We start from the raw sequence: 26,828 nt of genomic DNA, 5'->3' as shown, positions 1-26,828 counted from the left end.
GATGGGCCAGGCTTCGTTCAGCAGGTGAAACGCGCAGGGCGTGGTCTGGGTGCTGGCCGGGCCCCTGGTCTGGTCGAGCAGCTGAGCGGAGAGGGCGACGTCCGTTGGTCGGTGAGTTGTTCTCCGATCGGGTCAGGATTGGGGAGTTGCGTCTGTGTGGCCTGCGTGGAGCAGTACACCGCCACATACAGTTACACGCACGGTGGCGAAGGAGACTGACCCGAGCCGCTCAGCGCCCCGTCGCCAGCGAGCCGCACCCGTCAGCAGCCCGGCCTGACCCGGCATTCATGCGGCCTGCCCACTGTGCCTGGCGGCAAGGGTCCTTCGGAATTGTTGAGCAGTGAAATTACTTCAAGGGCGGCCCCGCGCCGGAGTGCGCAGTCTCTGGGAATTGCAGGCGAACGATGAAACGGGCGTGAAGGTTCCAGTGAGATAGCGCATGGCACCCGGCTTCAGGACTTGATAATGTCACGATCACCCGGTCGAGCGCTGCTGACCACAGTGCAAGCCTGGTGACGATGACAGGGGGAAACGAAGAGATGTCGGATACCGCGCCCGGAGAGGTTCTGACTGGCCATGTCCGTGAGTGGCACAGCGAGGCGGGCTGGGGAGTCCTCGTAACTGAGGCCCTCGCAGCTCCGGTGTGGGCACACTTCTCAGCCATCGAAGCCGAAGGCTACCGTGAGCTGACTGCCGGCCAGCACATCACCTTTACGGCCGAAGAGGCTCAACAGGACGAGTATTCCTGGCGCGCGGTGCACATCTGGCCAGAAGGCGTATCACGCCACCGGCCGAAAAGGGAAGACGGTCCGGGCTACAACTCCAGCCTGGACATCACCTTTGATTCCTGATCGCACTCTGAAGATGACCGGTGTCGTATTCACTCACGCGTAGCGATGAGCTGGTCTCTCCTCTGCTTGCGCAATTCAGACAGGATTTCCGTGTCTTTCATATCGGCCAAAAGGGCTGCTTTCGGATCCGCTGCTCTCGCCGCGGTCCTCGCTCTAGGGGTTGCTGCACCTGCGCAGGCAGGCGTCAGCAGGGGCAGCCACACGTTCAAGGTGTCTGACGAGTACTACAAGAAGACTGACGGCAATGGCACCTTCACGGGGCAGGTGGACATGGCTTCCACCGTCGGCAGGTCGGCACCCATGCAGTGGTCGTTCCGCACCTCGCCGGCCGTGCAGGCCATCGCCACCGGGAACATGACATGCTCGGCCGGGCACATGCAACTGCCGTACCACGACAACCACTCCAACGTGGCAGTCACGTACTGGTGGCACTCCGCCGTACCCGGCAACCGGCGCAACAAGGACTACACGCTGTACGGAAACTGCACCTTCCGAGTCAAGGTAGGCGGCCGCACCGGAACCGCAAACCTGGGCTTCAGCTTCAACTACTCCCTGTTCGACGGAATCAGCAGGATCGCTCCGACCGATGGCGAACCCGGCGCCGAAGGCGGCGAGTACTCCAGCGATCTCGACATCACCTACGACTCCTAAAATCTATGGGTCCCACCGTCTGCCCAGACATCCACCGAGGTCGGAGGGTCTCCCGTTCCCCAGGCAGGACCTGGCCTGGATAAGGCCCGGTCCGGCAGGGCGGCGGTGACCGGCGGGGACCCCCAGCGGTCCTCGGCACACTTCCTGTACTGGCCCCACGCGGGGGCCGCGGCCCCCGCGCGACAGCAGGCTGCTGGGCAGGCAAGCGGGCGAGCGGCACGCCCTCGCCCGAGGCCCAAGCGTCCGGGCGAGTCCGGGCACCTGGAGTTGCTCGGCAACCTGCTCGAGCCAGCCCCGCGAGTCGACGCAAGGGCGGTGCCGACGCTGCTCCCAGGCCCACATGGCCTCGGCGAGCACCACGGCCTCCGGACAGACGACCGCCGGCGTGGTCAGGAGTAGGTCCAGCGCCACCTGCTTCCGCTGGGTGCGCAGGTAATGCTCGTACCGCTGGCGTCTGTTGTGGATGCTCCGTGGTCGCTGTTGCGGCAGAACTCGCCGACGGAGTAGCAGTTGCCCGCGTTGGAGACGATCGAGCGGTGCCTGATGCACTCTGACCACCGCTACCGCTGTCGTTGCTGCCGGAGCCGGAGTTGCTGTCGGTGGCTGCCTGCGCGGTGACGGTCACCTTCACCTGGACCGTCTTGGTCACAGTCGGCGCCGCTGCAGGCTTCGCGGTGGCTGTCGCTGTGGCCGTTGCGGTGACGGTTGCGGTCGGCCGCGGCTCACTGGCCGCGTTCTTGACGCTGTTGTTGTTCTGTCCGCCGGCGCCGATTCCGAGGAAGAAGGCGAAGCCGACCGCGGGCAGCACGTACCGTTTCCGCGCCCACTTCGGAGCCGGACGGACAGGCGGAGCAGGCGGTGGTGGCATGACGACGGGTGGGGGCTGGTACCGGTCCTCGGCACCGCGCACTCCTCGTCATCCACGCCTCGGGGCACCACCACGGCTCGGGCCTGGGGAGTCGCGTCCGAACAGGGCCGCCGGGTGGTTGTTACTCACTTTCGGGTGAAGGCGCAGACGTTCCCGGGGTGGCGTGGTGTGGCGCATCGGGTCCCAGCTCAGCCCCCGCACCGGTTGTCTACCTCAGGAGGCGTCAACATGGCGCTTCTCCCGCCCAGGTGGGTGTTGCAGGTAAGAGTCACGGTGGTATGGGCGATCTGTAACACAGTTCGCGTCTCGTCCGCATTCATCTCGTGTGGTGGGCAGTGTGTGGGTGCGCGGCCAGCCGGCCGCCACCCGCACACTGCATACCTCGACTCCCGGCCTATGGGCTGCCGGTGGGGGTGTGCCCGCACCATGCAGGGGGACCTGTGACCGTTTCCGTGACTGCTCGCCGTCTGACCGCTGCCGCGCTGATTGCTGCGGCCGCCACCGCGGCGATTGCCGTGCCGGCCTCAGCGGCCGACCACCGCGCGCTCCGCGCCAGTGTTCAGATCAGCCGAGTGCAGTACGACTCCCCGGGACGTGATGACCGCTCGATCCGGTCCCTGAACCAGGAGTGGGTGGACATCACCAACAACACCCGCCGGACGGTGAACCTGGACGGCTGGACGCTGTCGGACCGGGCGGGCCACACCTACACCTTCCACCATTACCGCCTGGACGGCCGTTCCACCGTCCGCGTCCACACCGGCATCGGCCGCGACTCCCGCCATGACGTCTACCAGGACCGTCGTGCCTACGTCTGGAACAACACCTCCGACACCGCCACCCTGCGCAACGGCCACCACCAGTTCGTCGACTCCGTCTCCTGGGGCGGCCACCGCCACCGCTGACCGGCAAGAGGGCTGTGCCCGGTTGCCGCTGAACGCGGCGACAGTGCGTACTCGGCGCTAAACGGCGTCAGGGGTGGGGGGACGGCGGAATCGCTGTCACCCCACCCCACACGCCGCTGCCGGCCACGGTCTGGCGCTGCGACCGGGAAGGCTCGCCGGGTTGGCGGTTGGAACGGGTATGGCAACCGCGACGGTGCAGAGCAGGCTCGCGAGGCTCTCGCGCGGGTAAACCGGTCGCGTAAACAGCCCCTGCTGGGTTGGGCCATCGCCCGGCCCGGCAGCTAATGGAGGAGCGGCGCCAGTGAACGGTGGGCTTGGGCATTGCCTACTGGCGACTGTCGCTCCGCCAGCGAGTGTGGCGCCTCGAACATTGACCGCCCTGTGGGAGCAACGCCGGGCCAGCTGGAGTGGGCATGGCCCCGCTGCAATGCCCTACTGCCGCAAGGATCTCGCGCCGGGCCTCGGCGGTGGACAGACGCGTCTTTGGCCAGGACAGGGCGGGCCATCGTGTCGTCTGGCTATGTGACGTTGACGCCGTGTCTTGCACGTGTCCTTCACACGCATGCCACAGACCCAGGGGGATCATGAACCGCAGGGCCCACCACCGCCGGCCGCACCGCCGCGATCCGGCAGCACGTGCTGGAGATGCCCGCCCCGGTCGTCGCGGAGGCTCTGAGCTATCACCGGGTTACCACGGCCAAGCTGGCTTCCGAGGCCGGAGGCACCTGGAGTCGATACGCCTCCGGAGACCACTGGCGGTCACCACCAGGCTGGACCCCTCGGAGAAGTGGTGACAGTTGACGCGAGCCCACCAGTATCACGGCCGGAGACGGGGGCGGGGCCTATGCAGGAGAGGGGCAGCCCAAACTGGATGTCAGAACACGATCGAGCGCTGCCCGGCCTGCGGGTCCCCAGGTCGGCTTGCCGCCCGGAAGGCCCTGCTCCCCGTTCTGGCCCATAAGGATGAGGAAGAGGCTCTTCATGGCAGCCAACTCGGGCGCGCCGGATCGTCGCCTCGTCCGCATGCGCGTACACCTCGAAGAACCGTGAGCCCGCGCCCGCGGGAAGCAGCACCCACGCGGCCGCCAGGTCCCACGCCGGATCGCCAGCGAACATGGCATCGAAATCAATCACGCCCGAGAGCGTCCCGTCCGCGACGACGACGTTTGCGGGATGGAGGTCACCGTGCAGCCATACCGGCGGGCCCTCCCACTCGGGGGCCGCAACAGCGTCGTCCCAGACGTCCCAGACGGCCTGGACGCCAGCGGCAAAGCCGCCGGGGGCGATGGCTTCCAAGAACTTCTCGAAACCGTCCGTGCACTTCTTGGGGTGAGCGCCGCGGTCCGAACTGGCCGGCGCATCGGCGGGCGCCTCCACATGGAGCGCCCCGAGGAAGCCCGCCAGAGTGTCGGCCGCGTGGTCGCCGCGACTGATCGAGGTGTGGTCCAGTGGCTCGCCGCGAACCCACGTCATAACGCTCCAGGGCCTCGGAAAGCGCGCGGACGGTTCGCCGATCCGCACAGGCGTCGGAACCGGGAGCGGAAGACGCGGGGCCAGGACAGGAAGCCACCGGCACTCCTTGCGCAGGAGATCTGCGGCACCTTCCATGCGCGGCATGCGCACGGCCAACTCGTCACCAAGGCGCCACATCTGGTTGCCCCAGCCGCCCGCTACCTCGCGGATGGGCAGCCCTGCCAGGTCCGGATGCTGGTCCTTGAGAAGATCGTGCACCAACTCTGCGGTGATCTCGATCTCGGAGTCGGTCATGCGAAGCAACAGTACGTGAGACAGGCGGAGTGGACTCTCACTCTCCGGAAGCTCCACCGCCAGGCCCGTTCCGTCAGCGGGCCTCTCCACACCAAAAAGACATCACGCTACCCGCTTCCTGCCTCGCGGCTGGTGTCTGAGTAAGGGCACCGGGGTCGGCATGGAGCCGACACGCCGCTGGCGACTACACATGGTCACCAACAGGTTGGGATCGTCGGTGAACCGGCGACAGTTGAATACGAGAGCACACCAGTAGACCGCCCGTGTGAGACCCCTCGCCACGTTCAGGCATCCGCCACCACGTAGCCGAGCAAGCGGGCACGATCGGCTACCGCCTCGAAGCCCGCCACCGGATTGAGCACACTGACCGTCCGACGGTCCAGTGGGGCGCCCGACAGGATCGCGGCAACAGCCTGCCGGTTCACCGGCCGTTCGTAGTAGTCCTCAGCGTCACTGCAGACGGTCTCGGCACTGCCGTCGGTCAGCACCCTGAAAAGCCAACCGGCCCCATCCGACTCCCCCGGCGCGAACACCACCGGACCGCATCGCCACGAAGCCGCATCCGCCTCGCGCCACACGCACACCGTCGCGTCAAAGAACCCCTCGAACTGCAGCTCCGGATCGGCCGGATAGTGCGCCAGCGCAGCAGGCAGACCCTCCAGCAGCCCAGGCCAGTGCGCCCTGGGCCACTCACGCCACGGCGTGGCATCGCATTCATGGTCGAAACCGTAGAGAAAGACCCCGGCCGGATCGAAGACGACCCCGTACAGATCACCGGAGCCGTTCTCCATCGTGGCCAAGTCCACGCCCGCACGCCAGCCCGGGAAGTAGTCGTGCCTCGGAGCGGAACCGCCGAGCACAACGTCGAGCAGCGCCAGCGCCCGACAACGGGCACGCAGGACGTCGGGATCGGCCAGCACGGACACGAGCTCGTGAACATTCATGGCGGACATTGAACAGGCCGCCGTTGACAGCCGGCGGAGCAGCCTGCACCTCAGGGCATGAGCGTGCCCATCGCGTCAGCGAGGAGGAAGGGCTGGCCGCGGCCGCCGTGGCCAGCCCGACGACCACGTATGGTGACCCTGCCCCGGCCTCATCCGAGAACTCGCGACAGTTGAATACGCGAGCTCACCAGTATCACACCCGAATGTCGAGGTCTGAGCCATCGAGGCAGCCAACTGGCGAACCCCGACAAGGAACTTCCGAACCAGGAGAGCAAACGGATGACATGCCTTGCGCCACAGGTGTTGCGATCAATATAGTGCTCACCCATAGCCACTGAGCTGCGGGGACTCCGTCGCGAGTCCGCCTCAGGTTCGGCGACGTCCAGAGAACTGTCGGTCTGTGTCGCACGGCAGGGACCGCGCCCGGCCAACCGCACCGTCCCGGAGGACACCGTCCGCGCGCAGCACAGGGCGATGGTCCACTCCCACCAGTCGCTGCGGGCGGAGGGCTTCAACGAGGTCCTGTTCGCCGACTCCCCGTACCGCCTGGAGCCGTTCCTGAAGCGGCTCTCGCACGTCCAAGAGACCGAACTCGGGCACGACGGCGGGCCTGGGCGATCTGCTGCTGGTCCGCCGCTTCTTCGGCCCGGAGATCCTGCCGTTGTGGCAGTGGCGGCCGGGCTCGGACCTGGTGACCGGCCGGGACCGCGTCGCGGAGATCCGCCTCGGGCAGCAGTACCTCACCCTGGCGTTCCCAAAGCTGGGAAGCCGGCCCTCCGGGCTCGGGCACGGGCTTAACCGGCAGCGACAACCTGACTGTCCCTGTGTTTGATGAAGTTCCCCTACGGGGACGGTGAGTCCGCCGCTTACTACCTGATCAATAGGATGCCGCAGGACGAGTTCAACAAGATGCTGGACCTGCTTCGGAAACGGGTTGGCTGTGCCTCGTGGGCTTGTGGATGGCTGTCTGCCGTTAGGGTGATGGCGACGCGTGTATCGAGCTGGTGTACGCGTGAAGTGGCCGTAGTAGGGGAGGAGTTCACGGGGGATGGGCTACGTCCTGCCTGGCTGGATGGACGAGATCCTGGACTTCATCGGGATCAACTGGCCGAACGTGGACGAGGACGACTACCGTGAAATGGCCGACGCCATGCGGGAGTTCGCCGACAAGTTCGAAGGGCATGGCGCGGAAGCGCACGCGGCGGTCAGCCGCATCCTGGCCTCCAGCGAGGGCGCTGCGGTGGACACCCTCCAAGAACACTGGGCCATGGTGAAGTCCGGGCACCTGGAGAAGGTGCCGGAGATCGCACGCCTCTTCGCGGACGCCTGCGACGTCGTCGCGGAGATCATCTGGGGGATGAAGACCAAGGCCGAGGTCGAACTCGGCGTCATGGCTGCCTCCCTCGGCATCAGCATGGGCCTCGCGGTCGCCACGGGCGGCCTGTCCGCACTCGTCGGCGCCGCTGAAACCGCGGCCATGCGCCAGCTGATCAAGCGCATCATCGACGAGGCAGCCGACCGCATCGTTCAGGAGCTCCTTGCCCGGGTGACAGAGCCGGTCACGGGCAAGCTCGAGAAAATGGTTGAGGACGCCGTCCTGGACATCGCCGACGACCTCATCAAACTCCCGCCCGGTGCCGGTGCCGGTGCCGGTGCCGGGGGTGGGGGTGGCGGGAGCCACGGAGGCGGCAAGAGCGGCGGCATGAATCTCGACTCCGCCGACGGCCCCTCGGGTTCTGGAGGCGGCGGTGGAGGCAGCGGTCGCCTCTTCATCGACCATGACGAGTACGAGAACGGCGCGAGCAAGTTGTCCCGCCACGGCGAGGACCTGAACACCAACTCTCTCGGCTCCCTGGACCGCGCCAAAGGCGCTTTCGGCCGCACCAAAGGCCGTGATCCCTTCACCCAGGCCTTCGACTCCGTCCTGCACGGCGCCCTCACCGGCACGGAGAAGGCCTTGAAAAAGGTCGGCAAGCACCTCACGGAGAACGTGCCTGGCGGATTGCGCACCACGTCCCGCAACCACCGCCGCAACGACAGTGACCTCTCTGACAAGCTCAAAGCGCTCACCAAGGGTGAATCGGACGGACCCCACCTACCCGGCGTCCGCAAGAACGGCGGGCAGAACGGAAAGAAACCGGACCTGCTCAACAGCGCGCGCAAGGACCCGCGCCACCACGGTGTCGAACCGGACAAGCGCGTTTGCCGCACCGACCCAGTCGACGTGGCCAGCGGCCAGATGCTGCTGCAACAGACGGACCTGGACCTTCCAGGTGTACTGCCGCTCGTCCTCAAGCGCACCCACTTGTCCGACTACTCCTACGGCACGTGGTTCGGCCGCTCGTGGGCCTCGACCCTGGACGAGCGCATCGAGGTCGACGTCCGTAACCAGGCGATGTGGGCGCGCGAGGACGGCACGGTCCTCGTCTACGACCGGCTGCCCAGCCCGCAGGCGCCCGAGATCCTGCCTCTGGAAGGCCCGCGCATCCCCCTGCGCCGAGTCTCCGAGATGGGCGCCCAGCACATGGAGTTCGCGGCCACCGATCCGCGGACGGGCTGGACACGCTACTTCACCAAGCCACGCGCACAGGGCTGGCAGCTGTGGCTCACGACGATAGAAGACCGCAACGGGAACCAGATCGACATCCACCGTGACGGCACCGGGCGGCCGCTGTCCATCAGCCACAGCGGCGGCTACGACGTCAAGGTCACCGCCGACCCCGACCTCGGACGCGTCACCGCTTACGCCCTACGCAACGGCAACGAAGCCGCTCCTGCCTTCCCCGTCGTCGAGTTCGGCTACGACAGCCAAGGCGACCTCACCGAGGTCGTCAACTCATCCGGGACGGCCCTGAGGTTCATCTACGACGCGGACAGCCGCATCACCTCCTGGACCGACCGCAACGACTCCACGTACCGCTACGCCTATGACACGGCCGGCCGCGTCGTGCAGACCATCGGTCCCGACGGCTTCCAGTCCAGCACGTTCTCTTACGACACCGACAATCGGACGACCCGCTGGACCGACGCCCTGGGCGCGGTCACCGAGTTCCGGCTGAGCGCACGAGGCCAGATCATCGCCGAGACGGACCCGCTCGGGAACACCACGCTCCAACACTTCGATCAACACGATCAGTTGCTCTCACGCACCGATCCGCTCGGCCGTACGACCTCCTTCGAGTGGGACGAGCACGGCAACCTCGTTACGGTCGAGCACGTCGACGGCCGCCGCACCCAGATCACGTACAACGAACTCCACCAGCCTGTCACCATCGTCGAACCGGGCGGGGCGCGCCTGGAGTACGCCTATGACGAACGGGGCAACCGCACAGCCGTCACCAACCCGGCCGGCCTCGGCATGCACTATGCCTACGACGAGTCCGGCGGCGTCACGGCGGTGACAAACGCCCTCGGCGAGACGGTCACGATCCGCTGCGACCGCGCCGGGCTCCCGGTGGATCTCACCGACCCGCTGGGCGCCACCACGCACTACGAACGGGACGCCTTCGGCCGGCCCGTCGCGGTCGCGGGACCCGACGGGCAGACCACTCGTCTGCAGTGGAGCCCTGAGGGCAAGCTGCTCAGCCGCGCGTACCCGGACGGCAGCACGGAGTCCTGGACGTACGACGGCGAGGGCAACTGCACCAGCCACACCGACCCGGCCGGCGGCACCTCCCGCTTCGAGTACACCCACTTCGACGTGATGTCGGCCCGCACCGGCCCGGACGGAGTGCGCTATGCCTTCGAGTACGACGCGGAACTGCGGCTGAGTAAGGTCACCAACCCTCAGGGGCTGAGCTGGACCTACCAGTACGACGCGGCGGGGCGGCTGACGGCCGAGACCGACTTCGACGGGCACACCCTGTCCTACACCCTGGACGCCGCGGGGCAGCTCACCGCCCGCGCCCTGCCCTCCGGCGCCGTCGTCCGCTACGAACGCGACATCCTGGGCCGCACCGTCCGCAAGGACGTCGACGGCCGCAGCATCACCTACGCCTATGACACCCTGGGCGAGCTCGCCCAGGCAGCCACAGGCGACTGCACCGTCACCTTCCAGCGCGACGCCGCAGGCCGCATCGTCGCCGAGTCGGTCGACGGCCGCACGCTCGCCTCCGAATACGACGCCCTCGGCCGCCGCATCCGCCGCACCACGCCCACCGGCGCCGTCAGCCAGTACACCTACGACGCAGCGGGCAACCGCAGCTCCCTCTCCACATCAGGCCGCACCCTCACTTCCTCCTACGACGCTGTGGGACGGGAGACCGCGCGGCATATCGGCCCCCACCTCGCCCTCGGCATCGCCTACGACGACCTCGGCCGCATCGCCACCCAGTCTCTGCACGCCAGCGGCGGCGAGCAGCTCTGGCAACGCGCCTACACCTACCGCGCCGACGGTCACGTCACCGCGATCGATGACGCCCGCGACGGACGGCTCCGCCTGGATCTCGACGCCGTCGGCCGGGTCACCTCCCTGACGGCGGCGACCTGGAGTGAGACCTACGCCTACGACGAGGCGGGCAACCAGACTGCCGCCCACTGGCAGGGCATCGGCCACCGCCAGGAGGCAGAAGGCGGCCGCGAGTACCAAGGCCTGCGCGTCACCCACGCCGGCGGCGTCCGCTACGAGTACGACAACGCGGGCCGCGTCGTGCTGCGTCAGAAGACCCGTCTGTCGCGCAAACCCGACACCTGGCGTTACACCTGGGACGCGGAGGACCGTCTCACCTCCGTCACCACCCCCGACGGCACCCTGTGGCGCTACCTCTACGACCCGCTCGGCCGGCGCCTGGCCAAACAGCGGATAGCGGCCGACGGCACAACAGTCGCCGAGGAGACCCGGTTCACCTGGGACGGCACCACCCTGGTCGAACAGACCACCCACATACCCGGTGCCGAAGAGGCGATATGCCTGACCTGGGAGCATGACGGGCTGACCCCGGTCTCCCAGACCGAGCGCAAACTCCACGCCGACGCCCCGCAGCACGTCGTGGACCAGCGCTTCTTCGCGATCATCACCGACGTCGTCGGTACTCCAACCGAACTCGTCGACGACGAGGGCCACACCGCCTGGCGAGCCCGCAGCACGCTGTGGGGGATCACCGGCTGGGCCAGCGGGGCCACCGCCTACACCCCGCTGCGCTTCCCCGGCCAGTACTTCGACCCCGAGACGCAGCTGCACTACAACTACTTCCGCCACTACGACCCGGAAGTCGCCCGCTACGTCACCCCGGACCCCCTCGGCCTGGCCCCGGCCCCCAACCCGTTCGCCTACGTGGCCAATCCGCTCACGTGGATCGACCCCTGGGGGCTTGCTCCCCAGTCGTGCCGCAAGAACGAACCCGAGGATCCCACCTGGGGCGGCCGGGTCGTCTACAGCCGCGACGGGGGCCGCCCCGGCGCCATGCACGCCACACTCGGCAAGGACATGATGGGCGCCAACCCCACCGACCCACACGGGGACCCGCCCGGCTGGGAGAAGGACAAGGGCTACAACCGGGCACACCTGCTCGGGGCGCAGCTCGGCGGCTCGAACTATGACCCCCGCAACTTCGTCACCATGCACGCGTACGCGAACTCCCCGGTCATGCGGCACATCGAGAACCAGGTGCGCGCCGCCGTCGAGAAGGGAGAGATCATCCAGTACAGCGTGACACCGGTCTACGACGGCGCGAACAAGATCCCGCTCGGGGTGAGGGTCGAGGCCTACGGCAACAACGGGTTCCAGTTCACCGAGCACAAGAGCACCGGCAACACCGATCCCACGAACTCGGCCTTCATCCCCAACAAGAAGCGCCGAACATGACCCGCGCCATGCTCGTCACGCGCACGTGATAAATCAGGACAGGCAGAACCACGGAGGGAGCTTCCATGAACGCCGCGCTCGCCCGCCTGACACAGCTGATCCCCCCGCCGCCCGAACCCAGGAACACGGACTGGGACTCGGCGGAGGGACAACTCGGCGTTGTCCTCCCCAGCGACTACAAGGAACTGATCCGCACCTACGGGGGCAGCAACTGGGACGACTATCTCTACCTCCTCGAGCCGGGCTGCCCGAACGACAACTACGACCTCATCGAGTGGGAAGACCAGCAGACCGAAGCGCTGGAAGGGCTCTGGGAGTTCGAGAAAAAGCCGGACGAACTCGCCGATGCCGACAGCCGGGTCATCCCCTGGGCCACCACCGACAACGGTGAATGCCTCTACTGGCTCATCCGGGCAGGCCAGGATCCAGACGAGTGGACGGTCATGGTCAACGAGGCCCGCGGCGACCGCTGGGAGCACTACCCGATGAACTGCACCGAGTTCCTCGTCGCCGCCCTCACGGGAGACGTGCAATCCGCAGTTCTCTCATCCCGCTTCCCGCTCGCCGAGCACACATTCCGGCAGCTGGCAGCCGTCTGAGCCCTTCACCGGTGGGCATGAGGTGGACGTGTTGGGACGGGGACGGTCACGGCCATAGCTACGCGAGTTCTCATCTAGCGCACGCCCGGACCCAACCGCTCCATCACCACTGGAACACCGCACAGCCGCGGCTGCCGTACTCATGAGTCTTGCGCCGCCACCCGGCGCAAGAGGCCGACCCGGTCACCGGGGCAGGTAAGCGCAGACGGCTCCGGCTCTGCTGGAAGCGGGCGGTCAGGCGCACATGGCCGGAGTGGCTACGCGCTCGTCAGGATCACGAAGGACACCGCGGCACACGCCGCTGCGGCGGAGAACGCAGCGTGATTGGCGAAGACGGTGCTTCGAAGACGGTGCTGGATGGTCGTCCGTATAGGCCGGTGTGTGGTGCTCGTTAGTGTCGGTCGGGTGGTTGTCCGGGTGTTGCCGGAGAGCGATGACACTGGCTTACTAGCCGGAGCCGCTTCCCGTCTGGCGGGCACCTGAGAAAAAAGTTCCGGCGCTGCTCCCGCCTGGCGGGACGTAAGCTTGATCGGCCATTCATCGCAGGTCAGGGCCGTGTGGCGTGGTCTCCATGATGGATATCCAGCTGATCACCGCCGGGCAGATGTACCGCTACTACCTGCGCCAGGTCGTCGTCGGCGACGGCCGCCGCCCGGTCCGCACGCCACTCGCTCAGGCCCAGGAAGAGGCCGGGGTCCCGGCCGGGCGATGGATGGGACGGGGCCTTGCCGTCCTCGGCCTGGCGGCGGGCGACGTCGTCACCGAAGCGCAGCTGCGCAACCTCTTCGGCGAGGGCCAGCACCCACACGCCGACCGGATCGAGGCCGACCAGCTCGCCGCCGGGAAGAAGCCCGCGGCCGCGCGCCGGGCCGGGGCGCTCGGCCGGCGGGTGAAGGTCACCGGCTTCGATCTGGTCTTCCGCCCCCAGCCGACCCTCACCCTGCTGTGGGCGCTCGGGGATGAGGAGACGCGGCAGGTGATCGAAGCCGCACACGAGCGGGCGATTGCCGCCGTGCTCGCCTGGATCGAGGACGAGGCCGCGATCCTCCGCTTCGGCGCGAAGGGGGTCTATCAGGTCCGCCCGGTGCATGGCCTGGTCGCCGCGCGGTTCCGCCACTACGAGGCGCGCTCCGGGATGCCGCTCCTGCACGACCATCTCCTTCTGTCCGTCAAAGCCCAGCGCCCGCACAAGGACAGGAACGGGGAAGGCATCTGGGGCTCGGTGCACTCCACGGCCCTGTACGAGCACGCGGTGGCCGCCTCCGCGCTCTACAACGAAGTCGTGATGGCCGAGGCCTGCGAGGCGCTGGGGCTGGCCTCCGAGCCGCGGACCGTCACCGCCGGGCGCCGCCCGGTGATGGACGTCGCCGGGGTGCCGCACGAGCTGATCCGCTGGACATCCCGGCGCAGCGACCAGATCGCCGCCTGCCTTGAGGACCTGGAACACGAGTACGTCACCGCCGTCGACGACGACGGCGAGCCGCGGTTCCTGCCCGTGGTCTCCGAGCGCGCCCGCACCAAGCTGAACCTGATGGCCGCGAAGATGACGCGCCCGCCGAAGCAGAAGGCCCGCCCGCTCGCGCAGCTGCGCGCGTGGTGGAAGGCGAGCGCGATCCGCACCTCCGGTGTCGCCGCCGACGTCATCAACTCCCTCCTCGAGCACGCCCGCGCCGCAGCCGCCGCCATCCGAGCCCGGGTCGCCGCCGTGGTCGACGTCGCCCTGGCGGCCGTCGACGTCGCCGCGACGGTGTTCGTGATGAACGGCGGCGGCCGGTTCCACCGCCGGCACCTGCTCGCCGAGGCCCGCCGTCACCTCGCTCTCGTCCTGCGCGGCCGCCGCCGCGAACCGGGCCTGGACGAACAGATCGTGGACGCCGCGCTCGCCACGTACTGCGTGGACATCAGCGAGCCGAAGACGCTGCGCGGCCTGATGCCGGCCTACCGCCTCTACACCGCCCGCTGGTCGCTGGCCGACCTCGAACCTGCCCGGCGCCCGCCGACCACTGCCCTGGACCGGCAGCCCGCGGCCCAGCCGGGGGAGTGGAAGATACCCCGCGTCCCGTTGCAGTACGAGCGGGCCGTCCTCGCCGGCGCGGTGGTCCGCGAGAAGCTGCGCACCACCGTCACCGCCACGCGGGGCCGGGCGTACGACGTCGTCGCGCACCAGCAGGCGGCGATGCCCGAGCAGCTGCTCGCGCCCCCGGCCGCCGACCCCGAGCACGGCGACCAGGAGCAGGAGCCCGGCCGCCGGGAGGCGATCGACATGACGGCGCTGCGGGCCCTGCGGGAGTCCCGCACCGACGTGGAAGCCCTCGATCTCACGGCCGAGCGGCTGCGCCACCTCCAGGACGCGTTCGCCAAGGCGGCCGACGCCTCCCGCGCCCGCGCGGACCGCTACGCCGAACAGGACGATGCCGACCCAGCGCACCAGGTGCGACAGGACGACCAGCAGGCGCACCACCCGCAGCAGCCCGGACCGCACCACGGCTGGGAGTTCGACCGCTGAGTGCACCCAATGCCGAGCCCAGGTCAAAGGAGAATCGCGTCGCCTCAACCAGCCCGGTCACCGAATCGAACACACTGGGTGCGCGCCACTCCCGCACCGCCAGCCCGGCACCGGTCACCACCGCACCGAGTGGATGCGCATCGGCGGACGGTGGTGCGCATCGGGCTGCGCACCGGATGCACGATGCTCACCGGGTGGGGTGCGCACGGCCGGTTGTCAGACCCGACCTCTACTCTCAGTTACTTGTTCGCTACGAAGGGTGGCGATCAGGTGGAGGGAGTGTCCCGTGCCGGTTCCGGTTCAGCGCACCATTAGTGCTGATCTGCAGAAACTTGTCGATCAGATCCCCGCATGGGCTCAGTCGAAGGGACTGAAGCCCTTGACTGCCCTACCAGGGGGAGAGGGCCGGCACGTGCTGCTGACGGGCGATGCGGTCAACGCGGCAGACTTCATCGACCTCGCCCACGCATGCGGCGCGCGGGTGCTGTACTTCGACAGCGACGTGTTCGCCGCGGAGGAGTTCGGCGTCTTGGACGACGACGGGCTCGAGCCCGAAGCCGGTGTCGAGGACCAGCTGAGCGCCGAGGCTCAAGACGAGCTGAAACGGCTGCGCCGCGCCGCGCGCACGCGCGACGGGGAGATCACAGCCGTGGGGATGTGCTTCGTGGCCGAGGGCCTGCCGCACTACTGGACTGAGGAAGCAGCCTGGCACGCCAACCTGCAGGATGCCTGGACGGAGTTCACTACGCAGAACCGCCTCTCCGCACAGGAACGCACCCAGGACGCCCGTCAGCGGGCCGACGCCGAGGCTGAGCGGATCGCGGTCGAGCTCGCTGACAATCCGGAGTTCCGGGCGGCAACGAAGCGAACCCACCACCACGGCATCGCTAGCTCCGCCTACCCGCCGCCGGCCGGGGCCGACGACGAGGAAGTTCACGAACACCAGCGCGTCGTCCGCTGGGCCACGAGCCGGGCCATCGAGCTTGTCGAGGAAGCGTCCCGCCGTATCTACGCGGGCTACGAGCGGGAGCTTGAGGCCCTGGCCGACGAGATCGTCCAGCAGAACGTCCTCGCCGACGCGACCACGGTGAGCGCACGGATCCTGCTCCTCGGCGAGTTCCTCATCGCCAAGGCAGGCGGCTACCCGCCACCGAAGCGGTTCGTGGACCTGCTGATGCTCAAGCCGCAGCTCCGGCGCCCGCGGAAGACGCAGACGGCGAAGGCCGAACTGCTGCCGTTCGGCTGAACTCCCCGGAACCGCCGTGCAGGAGTCTCGTGCTGGACCGGCTCCAGCTTCTGGCCGACGCGGCCCGTAGCGGGACGGCCTGCTGCTCGACCCTGCCAGCGCTGACGTGCGGGGGATTTCGTTGGCTGGCAGGCCTGTTCGGGTGAAAGGACGCCAGAGGGTGAATCGGGTTACTCCAGACGCAGGACTCCCTGTCACTGCCCGTTCCTACGGTCCCCTCATGACCACTCAGCTCATCTCGCCCGCATCCGCTACGGACTTCGCAACCGAACTGCTGATCACAGGGACATACACCAGCCTGACCTCTTGCTCTCCACCCTTCTCCCTCGGTGGGCCCTGCCCGCCGCGCGAGCGCATCCGGGAACTCACCGGGTACCTCCGCGCCGTTGAGCAGCAGTGCTCGGGACTACGGCGAGAGCGGTGGGGCTACGCCGCGGCGAACGCGGAGGCCGCAGCCGCGGCCTCGCATCCGTTGGTCCTGCGCTGGCTGTGGGCGACGGCTTGCGATTATGCGCGGCGCGCTGTGGACGGCGGTACCGACGCCCCGGTTCACCCGATGCGGTGGTCTTCCCATACGTCGGGTTGATGCCTCGTGCGCAGGACGCTGCTCTCACCGCACCCCAAGAAGATCATCACTCAAAGTAGGCAATGCGCAAGCGAAGTTACTCTCCGTGCCCGGTCGCTCGATGCGGGCGACTTTCCCACCCGGAGTGCATGAGGATGACCACGCCGTCCACATCGTTTTGGACCGAACCACAAGCCGCAGACGAAGCCGGCTGCACACCCTCGGAGTTCGAGGAGATCGAACGAATTGTCGCTCGTGGGTCGACCACGGGCCGGGAGTTCCGAGCCACGCGCTTCGCGGTCGGAGACTGGCTCCTGGCAAAGTTCGGGCCGCCGGCAAAGCCCGGATCCCGCTATGCCACGGAAGCGCAGCTCGACGTCCTCACCGCACGACTCAAGCTGTCGCCCCACACCCTGCGCAAGTGCCGTCTGCTCGCCTACCGGTGGAAGCCGCAGCAGCGCCAGCCCGTCCTGGACTCCCCGGTGTACGTCTCGTTCACCACGATGTATCAGGTCGCCCTCAGCAGCAGCCCGGGCGATTTCGACCAGGAGCAGTTTGAGGAGAAGGTCGGCGTCCTGCTCGGCCTGATGACCCTCGCCGAGCAGCACGACATCCTCGAAGTCACCGAAACCGACTACCTCAAGGCCGTCCGCAAGGCGATCCCACCCAGCCGCCGTCCCGGGTCCCAGTCCGAGCGCAGGGCGGTCGTCACCGCAGTCCACCAGTTCGAAGCCCATCAGCCCGAGGTACGCGAGGCAATCGTGGGCGCGGTGAAGGCCGATGAAGACGCCACCCGCGCCGTTGCCGCCTCCTACCTCGTGCAGCGACCCGCTCTGGCCCGCGCCGTGCTGCGCGAGGACCCCGACCTGATCCAGGCGGTTGCGCAGGAAGCCGCCCTGCACGACCCGGGTGCCGAAGCGCCGGACGCTGAGCCCGGCGAGATCGTCTTCCGCGAGCTCGTGCAAGTTCTCGGAGGCAACCGGCCCAGTGACGAACTGCTGCTGGCCGAGTGGCGGCAGGACTTCGCCCGGGCCGTCGGTCGCTTCACCGCCTTCGTCGCTGACTGGTACCCCGCCGACAAGGTCGCCGCCAACGCCGACGACGACCTACTCCGACTCGTCACCTATCTCGCCGACGACGTAGCCCAGTGGGCTGCCACCATCACCAACGCGCGCAAGCCCGGCGGCCTGCGCCTCGTAGAGAGCACGACCGCATGAACAACGACGCCCCCGGCGACAACGCGCCGTTCTTCTTCAACCGCTACCCGCCCGACACCGCTCACTGGCTGGCTGGCATCTGTGACGAGGCCAACGCGAAGGCGGGCGACAGCCCCTATGAGTTCCGCAAGACCATGTGCGAGCTGATCGTCATGAACCTGCGCGACGGCATCACACATGCCTTCCGGGTGGCCGAACAGGTCATCGTCGCGAACGCCCCCGCTGCCAAGTACCTCGAAATGCAGTACCTGAAATACGACCAGGCCCGCTCCGCGGTGATCGAGACGGGACCAGACACCACCGAAGGCCACACGGGCACGACCGGTGCACGGGACGGCACGACCCCCGGCGCAGAGGGCCAGGACAGGGCGGGGACGAGTGATCCCGGACCCGGTGCCGGCACGACGGGAAACACCGGACCGACCGTGACGGTCACTGGAGGCTGCGGCGGCGACCGCACCACACAGGACGACCAGAACACCGGCATCGGCCACCAGGGGACTCTCTTCATCATCCACTGGTCCAACTTCAGGGCCAGCATCCCCGCACGCCGCAAGAAGGCCCAGACCGAGCACCGGCGCCTCTACGACATCCAGTCAGATGTGGCTCGGCAGATCCGCGTCCAAAACGACGAGCTGGACTTCCTCGACCGGGCTGAGGCAGCTGACCCCGTTCTGGAGGATCTGATCAACACGCACCGCACCGAGACGAGCATCGCCGGCGTGCTGCGCGCCGCCGGCCGGGCGCCGGAGGACCTCGGTCTCACCAAGGACACGGTGACCTGGCTGGACACCCAGCTCAAGGCGGTTTAGTGCCCACGCTCACCAGATGTCCCAAGTGCGGGGCAGACCTCGGCCCCTCCCGCGTTCGCGGTGAGGGGCCCTGGAACCAGGGGTGGCGCAGAAGACTGAGCAGCAAGCAGCAGTTCGTGCCACGGGGTGAGCTGGAAGGCGACGTTCTGACTCCGTGCGGGCACATCGTGGAGTTGCAGTACGGGCCCCTGTCTCGCGTCAACATCGAATTTCGTGAGCGGGTCTACGGCACGATGGTCTGGCTCTTCTACGCCTGCGACGCCCACCGCAGCGGACGCCTGCGGCTGGGCTTGGTCCCCGGGCGGCCGCACGTCAACTTCGCCTGGAGCAGGCCCCGCGAGACCCTCGACGTCTGCCGCCGCCCGGTCCACCTGGACCTCGGGGAATCCGACCAGGCCGGCGGCCTGCACCTGGTCCTGCGGATCAACCGGTGCCATCCGAAGCAGCCCGGCCGCCTTTCGGGCAGCGGTGTCCTCTACACCGCGGAGGCCTTCCACAACTGGATGGCGCACGGCCTCCCTCTCACCCCTTTCATCTCCGAGGCCCCTGACCATGCCGTCGCCTGACATCCCACCCCACCTGGGCCATCTCTTCACGCGCACCGTCGACACCAGAGCCGTCCACTTCGTACGGCCCGCCGACACCGACCGGCCGACCTGGGCGGTCTACGAAGACACCCGCTACCTCGACACCGTCCACGCCCAGTTCGACACCGGCCGACACTGGCACGTGCAGTCTCTCCGAGAGCAGCGCGTCCGCCTGGACGACGCCATCCGCGCGATGCGCCGACCCGCCTCCTGGCGGGCACACCACGAACGCGTCCGACAGTGGGCCAGCGGCATCCTCACTGATCCCCACCTGGTCGTACTCGACGTGCAAACCACCACGCTCACCGATCCATGGGCAGTACAGGTCGGCCTAACAGACCGCCACGGCAACGTGCTCTTCAACGAACACCTCAACCCGCTTGCCGACATCACCCCCGCAGCAACAGCGCTACACGGCATTACGCCGCAGCAAGCTGCGACCGCACCGCCCTTCGCCCTGTTCGTTCCGCGCCTTGCTCAGCTCCTGCACCGCCGCCGCTGCCTCACCTACAACGCGGCCTTTGACCGCGCCGTCCTGGAGCGGGAGCTGCACCGGTACTTTCGCAGTACAGCGCGAGCCCGGGACTGGCTGAGGCAGTGCACGTGGACGGACGCGATGCGGCCGTACGCCGCATGGAAGGGCCTGTGGTCAGCCCACCACCATTCCTATCGCTATCAACCCCTAGGCAGCAGTTACGAGGCCGTCACCAACTGCCGACTTCTACTAACCACACTCGAGCAGGTCAGGTGACAGGTGGCCAGCCGCTCCCTGAAGCCGACCGACCCACCGCGCCCGGCACGCCACGGTTTGGGGTCGTCATCTGTGACCACGACCAGTCTCAGGTGGGGTACCGCGCCCTGCCCATGCGGTCACGTACGCGGAAGTTCAAGCGACCTACGGTGGGGGTATGTTGCTTGGAGCCTTTGCATGCGTGGGGAGGGACCTACGGGTCCCAAAGAAAAAAGCCCCCGTGATTTAGTTAAATCGACATCCGGAACAGAAGGTCGACCGTGGGGGCTCCCTGATCATCTCGGGCCCCAGCAGATCCTTCCAGCGATCTCGTGGGCCCACGAGCCAAAGGGTCCACCGTGATCAGCCTGCAAATACCCGCAGTAAACGGCTTCATCTTTGTTGTCAGCGTCATCGTGGGCTGCGTCGTCTACCGCCGCAACAAGGCACGTGACAACCCAGCTACCAGGGGGGACTTGGCGATGGCGATTACCGTCGTCGCCACCTGCGTGGTCGTGTTGAGCTTCCTTTTCGGCGTGGGCGACGGATCCGCTACGCCCAAAGAAGGTCCCGATCCCGTCGTAACGACACCTCAGCCCCCGCCGACGCCGTGACCCAGGATCGGTTCGCTTGTCGCCGATCGGCGACAAGCGAACCGATCCTGACCTGCTCTAGAACACTAGTGGGCCGGGCAGGGGCAACCAGCCCAGCCCGCTGCTGAGCACGACCTCGCCTTGACCGCGGCGTCGGCCGGTCCGGGTCACTCGCCTAACAGGGGTACCTGCGCCACGTCAACGTCCGTGCGCACGCGGTGTGGACGGGCAGAGTGCCGCCACCGTCCGGCGCTGTCCCGGGCGACATCGACAGCGACCTCCATCACGATGTTGGGCTGCACCAGGTGCACATCGAGCGTCTGCTGTGTTCCCCACCCCGCACTGAAGGTCCACCCGGTCCAGGGATGGACACCCGAGGGAGGGGTCAGCAGGCCAGCCAGCGCGCGGACGGCGGCCTGGGACAGCATGGTGCTCCGGCCGGTGTACTGCAGATGGCCCGCGGCGTCGTAGCGGCCCAACAGCACCGTCCGGGGCGCCGCGACAGAGCCGGTGACGGCGCCGACGATGGCCTCGGTGGTGACCCGCACCTTGTACTTCCGCCACGACCGCACCGGCCGGTAGGGCTCGTCCAGCCGCTTGAAGCACAGCCCCTCCAGCCCGGCCGCCGACCACCCCAACCACTGTTCCGCCTGTTCCGGGTCAGTCGTCGACGGGCACAGCGTCAGCGGCGCCTTCAGACTGCGGTCCGCGAACAGCGCTTCCAGGGCGGCACGCCGCCGCTCATACGGCCAGCCGGTCAGGTCGTCGCCCGCGTGCACCAGATCGAAGGCCACGTAGTGCGCCGGCCACCGGCGCGCCGCCTCGGTTGCAGCGGCCCCACGCCGGGCGAGGCGCTGCTGGAGCCGCTCGAACGCCAGCCGGTTGGACTCCCACACCACCAGCTCGCCGTCCAGCCCGGTGTCCGCCGGCAACTGCGCGAGGGCCGTGTCCCGGATCTCAGGGAACGAGTCGGTCATGTCCGTTCCCTGCCGGGAGCGCAGCAGCACCCGCCCGTCCGCATACACGGCGAGCTGGGCACGGTAGCCGTCCCACTTCGGCTCCGCGGCCCACCCAGCGGGCAAGTCAGGGCTTCCCACGGCCACAGTGAGCATCGGCTCGGGCAAGGACCATGTCATGCGGCTATGCCTTCCACGTAGCCCGGGGAAACTCTGTCGTTGCTCACCGCCGGGCCGCTTACGCTGGGCGACGTGTCTGCACCGAAACTTCACCACTATGTGCCTCAGAGCTACCTGGCACGATTCGGGCGAGAGGGCATGGTCAGGGTGAGGCGCCGGTGCCCGCCGAAGACGCACCTCGCCAACGTCAAGAACGTCGCGTCCGAGACCGGCTTCTACACGATCACGGACGACAACGGCATGCCATCCACGGCCATCGAGCAGGAGCTCAGCGGTCTGGAGGGGCAGGGGCTTGCCGCCCTGCGCCGAATAGACGAGACGGGAATGCCGCCGGCCGTCGGTACCGACGACCGCGAGCTGCTCTGCCTCTACCTGGCTGTGCAGATGGCCAGGACGCCCAGGCAGCGCACGACGCTGCTCTTCGGGCGCGACGTCACCGCCTACGCGGACGGCCGCGAGGTCGACCAGGAGCTGATGACCGAGTACCTCACCCGTAAGCATCTCGGTCACCCGCCGCGGGCAGCCGAAGCCCAGGGTGCCTGGGACTACTACCACGGCACCCGAGCGATGAATGGCGGCAACGACCCCACCCATGACGAAGCGGTCGCCGTGCCGCTCAGCTCTGTCCAAGCGTGTATCCCGCAGTATCGTGCTCGGCACTGGCGACTCGAGACCAGCCGCAAGCCGATCTTCCTCACCTCCGACGCACCCCTCGTACTCTGGCGCCCGGAAACTCCGAGTGACGCCTACCGAGGGTTCGGCCTGGAGGGTGCTCACGAGATCAGGTTCCCGGTCAGCCCCACGGCTCAGCTCGTACTCATCCCCGGCCAAGGCACATCCGCGGAAGAGGTCAAGCTCAGCCGAGTGGTCAGTTGCAACCAGGACCTCGCGGATGCCTGCGAGCAGGTCGTCATCGGGCACCCGGACCGGCACGCCGCGCTCGACAGGGTCCAGCTGAGCAAGCGAGGGCCCACGCTGCGCTTCAACACGGCCCCCGGCGTCCGGAAGAACCCGGACGGTACGGAAGAGCCCATGGGCGACATCCTGCACATTTACACGACTCGCCGCTGAGACCAAACGGCAGTGGGCCGGGCCGACATCTGCCCGGCCCACTGCCGCGCCTGTGCCTACGACCAGCGCATTCCGATCGCGGACAGCTGCTCTAGGCGTTCCGGTGACAGCGTGGCGGCTCTGCTGCGCTGGTTCCCGATCCATGCACCAAGCCGGAGCTGCCGCTCCTCCTGGTCCTCGCCGAGGATCGTCTCGATGTGCTTCCTCGGCACCCGCAGGTGCCCCTCACGCTGGTAGAACTGCTTGGCGGCCGCATAGTTCATCGCCCACTTGTCTGCCTGCGTACGGCGCGGCCGGGGCTTCTCGTCCTCGGCCGCTGGCTCGATCCCGAGGATGTGCTCACACATCCACTGCTGCACGGTCGTGAGGTTGTCCCAGCCGAGCCGGACTGAGCGCACCCACCGGCCCAGGTCCTCGCCCTGGTGCACGACGACGCCCGGCGACATGGGCAGGGTGCCGCCGGCCTCCAGGTGCTGCCGGACGAGGTGGAAGGCGCGCTGCCATTCCACCGGCCAGGCGGGGCACCATGAGGGGTCGATGTCCTCGAGCTGTTCGCGCCGCTCCTCCGACAAGGCGCCGACCACCGACTGAACCGGCAGCCCCTGGGCACGCCGCTGCTCGATCTCGGCAGCCTTCCGGGCCGCGGCGCGGGCGTTCTTCAGCCAGATGCCCACTTTGTAGCCCTTGTAGGTGGCGTCCAGTGGGGCCAGGAGGTGGCCCGCCTCGGCGGCCCATCCGCGGGCGGCGGCCAGGCCTTCTTCCCATGCGACGTCGAAGTGTGACCAGACCATGCCCAGCTTCTCCAGCTGCGCGATGCGGTCGGCGTCCAGACCGCCGCGGGCGTAGACGCGGCGAGCGTCGGCGATCCATTGCCCCAGCGGGAAGGCGGCGAGCGTGGCCGGCCACCCCTCGGCTTCCGCCTCCTGGTCGTCCTTGGCGGGCACGCGGTAGGTGAACGGCACCTTCAGGTCTCCGTGGAGCCGTTGGTACAGGGTGGCGGCTTCGATGCCGCGCCGCCAGTGCTGGTGCTCGGGGTTGAGGACCCGCAGGTTGATGAACGCCGCCAGCTGCGCGGGGTCACGAGGTGTGCTGAACTTCAGTAGCTCCCGGGCCGGCACCGACAGCCGGTTGCTTCGGTCACCCTCGGCAGCCTCGTCTTCCTCGCCCCATGAGCGGCTCTGTACGCCTGTGACACGGCTGCGCGCTTGGGGCTCGGCCAGTGCCTCCACGACGCGGGCGTCGTGTGCGCGGAGAGCTTCCAAGAGCCTGGCCAGGCCAGCGAATGCCCTGCTGGTGAGCATGTTGTCCGCCGTCTCTCCGGGCCCGAGCAGGACAGGGACGACCAGCGAAGCGACCTTGCCCTCACCGGGGCGGATGCGTAGGGCGCGGCCGACGGCTTGGACGAGGTCGGGCATGGAGCCGCGGACGTCCGCGAAGTACACGGAGTCACAGTGGGACGTATCAATGCCTTCTCCGAGGACCTTCACGGACCCGAGGTAGCTCTTCTCTACGACGGTGCCGTCGGTGGCGATCTGGTCGGCGAACTCGTCCAGGACGCGGCGGCGGTGGAGGGGCTTGTGCTCGCCGCACAGCCAGTTGGCCCAGATCGTCTTCGGGTACAGCTCCGGGTCGCCCGCGTGCAGTTGCGCGGCGACGTGAGGAAGGCCGGTCGCGAACGCCTCGGCCTCCTTGACGACGTGGTGGAAGACCAGCGTGCGCCGGAAGTTCTCCTCCGAGGACGCCTTCACCAGCGCCGTCTGCAGCGCCGCGAGCCGCGCCCCACGCACCTCATCCGACCGGCCCTCAGCCCCCAGAAGCTGGGCGGCCTGGAGCTGGGTGTCGGTGATGTCCACGCACACCACCTGGTAGGGGGCACAGATTCCCCTGTCGATGGCATCCGAGAGCGTCAGCGTGTAGCACCTGGCGCCGAACGGCCCGTCCGGGTCGTCCTCCATGCTCGCCACCAGCTCGCCCGGCGCGCCCTGCTCGGAGTCCCCGTCCAACTGCCACAGGCGGGGCGTGGCCGTCATGTACAGGCGGCGCAGGGACGGGATGCGGGTGTTGTCGTGGACGACCGCCCACGGCTTCCCGATCCGGCCCGAACACCGGTGCGCCTCATCGACCACGATCAGGTCCCAGCCCGGTAGGCCGGCCTTGTGGGCCCGCTCCAGCGTGCCCAGCCCCAGCGAGGCGTACGTGGCGAACACCGTGACCTTGTCGAACGGCCGCACCCAGTCGACCAGCTCGCCCACGTCCGTGGTGTTGGGGAAGGACACCTCCTGACCCCGCAGCGAGGACACCCCGACCATCGGGCCCGTGCGGCCTCCCTCGCGCCACGCGGCCTCGGTCTGGGCAAGCAGATCCAGGGAGGGAACGAGCACCAGCACGCGCCCCGCACGGAGCTCCTCAGCGCTGCGGGTCGCCACGAGCGTCTTGCCCGTTCCGGTTGCCATGATCACCTGAGTGCGGAGCCCCCGCTCAGGCACAGTAGATCTTGCAGGGAATTCGAGCGCCCGGAGCACTGCGTCCACGGCTTCTCGCTGATGAGGACGAAGTACCTTCACAGCCATTCGCTCTACTCTCTCCTGCGAGCCGGACGACAGCTCTCACACACCAAGGCGCGAGCAACTAGCCTGTTGGCAACGGATATTCGTCCACATTGCCCACCGAGACACCGGATCCACACCTCCGATGCGGGACAAGATGACCCCCGTGCAGCGGGTCACAGATTCCCAGAACCTCTGGAGCTGTCTGATTCCAGAGTCTATCGCAGACTAAAAAATGAAGCAGATGTCCTGGAGAATCGACACGGAAGCCGCGGGTACTCCGCATTCAGCACTGTCCAATCACAGCCCAGCCTGCCGGGGAGAGCCATGGCACAGAAGACTGATGACAACAAAGGCAACCGGTTCTGCAAGGCCTGCGGCACGCCGGCCGAAGATGGGAAACTCTGCAAGCACTGCGGCGCCGTCCTGGACCTCCCTGACAGCGCGGGGCTGACCGAAGACCAAGGTGCAGCAGTACGCCGCGACTTCGAAGGGCGCACTCAGCAGCAAAAATAAGGGTGAGCAGTACGGCAGAAGCGAAAAACCCCGACTGCTGAACAGCGCGCCCTGGGGTACACGGCCCCGCATGGCACCGAAGACCGAACGTATCCAGTTCCTGCGGGCCGTGCGGCAGCTGCACCGGGTCCGTTCCTTCTACGCTGCAGGTGTCCTGTTGTGGGCGGGCTCCGCCGTCTGGACCGGCTGGCAGGCGCCCGGGAGTCGGCAGATGTGGGTGTCCGTCCTCCTCCTGGCCGTCTTCACCGGACTCCTCGCCGCCGCCGACCTGTCCTTGCGGCGTCTCGCGGTCCCCCCGACAGGCCGGCCCGCGCATCACGCCGCCTCGCGCAAGGCGGCACGTACCCGCCACGCCCACGCCTGAGGACCCATCAGAGGCGCCGCCCATGTCTGCGGGGGCGGTGGCCGGGCATACGGGCTTCACGTTCTATGAGAGGGGCTCGTCATGCTTGGCATAGTCGCGGCAGTGCTGTTCTTCATCGCGTTCCTCATCAACGCGGCCGAGATCAGCACCAATCACACGTTCTCGTCAGTCAACGTCATGCTCCTGGGGCTGACCGCACTGGCCCTGCACGTTGCGGGAATCGGGAGCACTTGGTCCCGTAGACGCTGACCCGGCGTCAAGCCCCCAGAAGTCCGCAGAGGCCAGCCGGAGAGACAGCCACCACCCACCCTTGCTGCCGCTCGGGCCGCAGGCCCGTTGACCCGGCCCCGCGCAGCGGGGCTGGGCTATATGGCGCGAAGCGCCACCCGGTGACCGGAGCGCAGCGCAGGGCACCGCGTGCGGGGGCGTAGCCCCCGCTCCGCTCCGGGAGCGCAGCGGACGGAGCGTCACCCGGGTTGCGCAGCAACCCGGGTGCGCTGACCGCGCAGCGGTCAGCTAGCGCTCCCGCGGAGCGGGGGAGCAAACCCCGC

The 26,828-nt window shown here is 68.0% G+C and carries 19 protein-coding genes and 3 pseudogenes; 17 read left to right on the top strand and 5 right to left on the bottom strand.

The window, feature by feature from the left end; translation table 11 throughout:
• The first annotated feature begins 539 nt into the window (after window positions 1–539).
• Window positions 540–851 (top strand): cold shock domain-containing protein, encoded by a 312-nt coding sequence (locus ACZ7L1_RS30855; RefSeq protein WP_471441747.1) that lies wholly within the window; start codon window positions 540–542, stop codon window positions 849–851.
• Window positions 852–1,061: 210 nt separating this feature from the next.
• A complete protein-coding gene (locus ACZ7L1_RS30850; protein WP_471441745.1) occupies window positions 1,062–1,502 on the top strand; it encodes a hypothetical protein in 441 nt (146 codons plus the stop codon).
• A 389-nt stretch (window positions 1,503–1,891) separates the two neighbouring features.
• Here the strand turns inward: ACZ7L1_RS30850 and ACZ7L1_RS30845 are convergent.
• A pseudogene (locus ACZ7L1_RS30845) lies at window positions 1,892–2,370 on the bottom strand (hypothetical protein).
• 452 nt (window positions 2,371–2,822) lie between these two features.
• On the opposite strand from ACZ7L1_RS30845, the gene ACZ7L1_RS30840 reads away from it, so the two are divergent.
• On the top strand, window positions 2,823–3,275 hold the full coding sequence (locus ACZ7L1_RS30840) for a lamin tail domain-containing protein (RefSeq protein ID WP_471441743.1): 453 nt from the start codon (window positions 2,823–2,825) through the stop codon (window positions 3,273–3,275).
• An 842-nt stretch (window positions 3,276–4,117) separates the two neighbouring features.
• Here ACZ7L1_RS30840 and ACZ7L1_RS30835 read toward each other — a convergent pair.
• Window positions 4,118–5,042, bottom strand: a pseudogene (locus ACZ7L1_RS30835) (aminoglycoside phosphotransferase family protein).
• 284 nt (window positions 5,043–5,326) lie between these two features.
• A complete protein-coding gene (locus tag ACZ7L1_RS30830; RefSeq protein WP_471441741.1) occupies window positions 5,327–5,986 on the bottom strand; it encodes a hypothetical protein in 660 nt (219 codons plus the stop codon).
• A 390-nt stretch (window positions 5,987–6,376) separates the two neighbouring features.
• Here ACZ7L1_RS30830 and ACZ7L1_RS30825 point away from each other — a divergent pair.
• From ACZ7L1_RS30825 to ACZ7L1_RS30780, 10 genes and pseudogenes are all read left to right on the top strand, one after another.
• Window positions 6,377–6,740, top strand: a pseudogene (locus tag ACZ7L1_RS30825) (ATP-binding protein); the annotation flags it as partial.
• Between the two features lie 294 nt (window positions 6,741–7,034).
• The gene (locus tag ACZ7L1_RS30820; protein WP_471441739.1) at window positions 7,035–11,789 is read left to right on the top strand and encodes a DUF6531 domain-containing protein; all 4,755 of its coding nucleotides are present in this window, start codon (window positions 7,035–7,037) and stop codon (window positions 11,787–11,789) included.
• Between the two features lie 65 nt (window positions 11,790–11,854).
• Window positions 11,855–12,388: an SMI1/KNR4 family protein gene (locus ACZ7L1_RS30815; RefSeq protein ID WP_471441737.1), complete on the top strand. Its 534-nt coding sequence runs from the start codon at window positions 11,855–11,857 to the stop codon at window positions 12,386–12,388.
• Window positions 12,389–12,959: 571 nt separating this feature from the next.
• Window positions 12,960–14,894: a MobF family relaxase gene (gene mobF, locus ACZ7L1_RS30810; protein WP_471441735.1), complete on the top strand. Its 1,935-nt coding sequence runs from the start codon at window positions 12,960–12,962 to the stop codon at window positions 14,892–14,894.
• Window positions 14,895–15,273: 379 nt separating this feature from the next.
• Window positions 15,274–16,140, top strand: a complete 867-nt coding sequence (locus tag ACZ7L1_RS30805) for a hypothetical protein (protein WP_471441733.1) — start codon at window positions 15,274–15,276, stop codon at window positions 16,138–16,140.
• A gap of 720 nt (window positions 16,141–16,860) precedes the next feature.
• Window positions 16,861–17,922, top strand: a complete 1,062-nt coding sequence (locus ACZ7L1_RS30800; RefSeq protein WP_471441731.1) for a hypothetical protein — start codon at window positions 16,861–16,863, stop codon at window positions 17,920–17,922.
• Window positions 17,919–18,734, top strand: a complete 816-nt coding sequence (locus ACZ7L1_RS30795; RefSeq protein ID WP_471441729.1) for a hypothetical protein — start codon at window positions 17,919–17,921, stop codon at window positions 18,732–18,734. The genes ACZ7L1_RS30800 and ACZ7L1_RS30795 overlap by 4 nt, the downstream gene beginning before the upstream one ends.
• Before the next feature lie 116 nt (window positions 18,735–18,850).
• On the top strand, window positions 18,851–19,300 hold the full coding sequence (locus tag ACZ7L1_RS30790) for a hypothetical protein (protein WP_471441727.1): 450 nt from the start codon (window positions 18,851–18,853) through the stop codon (window positions 19,298–19,300).
• Window positions 19,287–20,072 carry a 3'-5' exonuclease gene (locus ACZ7L1_RS30785; protein WP_471441725.1) on the top strand — a complete coding sequence of 262 codons (786 nt, stop codon included), beginning with the start codon at window positions 19,287–19,289 and terminating at the stop codon, window positions 20,070–20,072. The genes ACZ7L1_RS30790 and ACZ7L1_RS30785 overlap by 14 nt, the downstream gene beginning before the upstream one ends.
• Before the next feature lie 338 nt (window positions 20,073–20,410).
• Window positions 20,411–20,665, top strand: coding sequence for a hypothetical protein (locus ACZ7L1_RS30780; RefSeq protein ID WP_471441723.1), 255 nt, complete (start codon window positions 20,411–20,413; stop codon window positions 20,663–20,665).
• 146 nt (window positions 20,666–20,811) lie between these two features.
• Here ACZ7L1_RS30780 and ACZ7L1_RS30775 read toward each other — a convergent pair whose 3' ends face one another.
• Window positions 20,812–21,726, bottom strand: coding sequence for an ATP-dependent DNA ligase (locus ACZ7L1_RS30775; protein WP_471441721.1), 915 nt, complete (start codon window positions 21,724–21,726; stop codon window positions 20,812–20,814).
• A gap of 126 nt (window positions 21,727–21,852) precedes the next feature.
• Between ACZ7L1_RS30775 and ACZ7L1_RS30770 the strand changes: the two genes are divergently transcribed.
• On the top strand, window positions 21,853–22,851 hold the full coding sequence (locus tag ACZ7L1_RS30770; protein ID WP_471441719.1) for a DUF4238 domain-containing protein: 999 nt from the start codon (window positions 21,853–21,855) through the stop codon (window positions 22,849–22,851).
• 56 nt (window positions 22,852–22,907) lie between these two features.
• Here the strand turns inward: ACZ7L1_RS30770 and ACZ7L1_RS30765 are convergent, their stop codons facing one another.
• Complete coding sequence (locus tag ACZ7L1_RS30765; protein WP_471441717.1) at window positions 22,908–25,421, bottom strand: helicase associated domain-containing protein; 2,514 nt, start codon at window positions 25,419–25,421, stop codon at window positions 22,908–22,910.
• 303 nt (window positions 25,422–25,724) lie between these two features.
• Here ACZ7L1_RS30765 and ACZ7L1_RS30760 point away from each other — a divergent pair, with 303 nt between their 5' ends.
• From ACZ7L1_RS30760 to ACZ7L1_RS30750, 3 genes are all read left to right on the top strand, one after another.
• Window positions 25,725–25,913: a hypothetical protein gene (locus ACZ7L1_RS30760; RefSeq protein WP_471441715.1), complete on the top strand. Its 189-nt coding sequence runs from the start codon at window positions 25,725–25,727 to the stop codon at window positions 25,911–25,913.
• A 70-nt stretch (window positions 25,914–25,983) separates the two neighbouring features.
• A complete protein-coding gene (locus ACZ7L1_RS30755) occupies window positions 25,984–26,277 on the top strand; it encodes a hypothetical protein (RefSeq protein ID WP_471441713.1) in 294 nt (97 codons plus the stop codon).
• A gap of 81 nt (window positions 26,278–26,358) precedes the next feature.
• Window positions 26,359–26,526 carry a hypothetical protein gene (locus tag ACZ7L1_RS30750; protein ID WP_165939570.1) on the top strand — a complete coding sequence of 56 codons (168 nt, stop codon included), beginning with the start codon at window positions 26,359–26,361 and terminating at the stop codon, window positions 26,524–26,526.
• The last annotated feature ends 302 nt before the right edge of the window (window positions 26,527–26,828 follow it).

It is taken from the genome of Streptomyces sp. NPDC107546 (genome assembly GCF_055639175.1).
The sequence above is the reverse complement of the archived record's forward strand: the minus strand, read 5'-3'. Positions and strand labels throughout refer to the sequence as shown.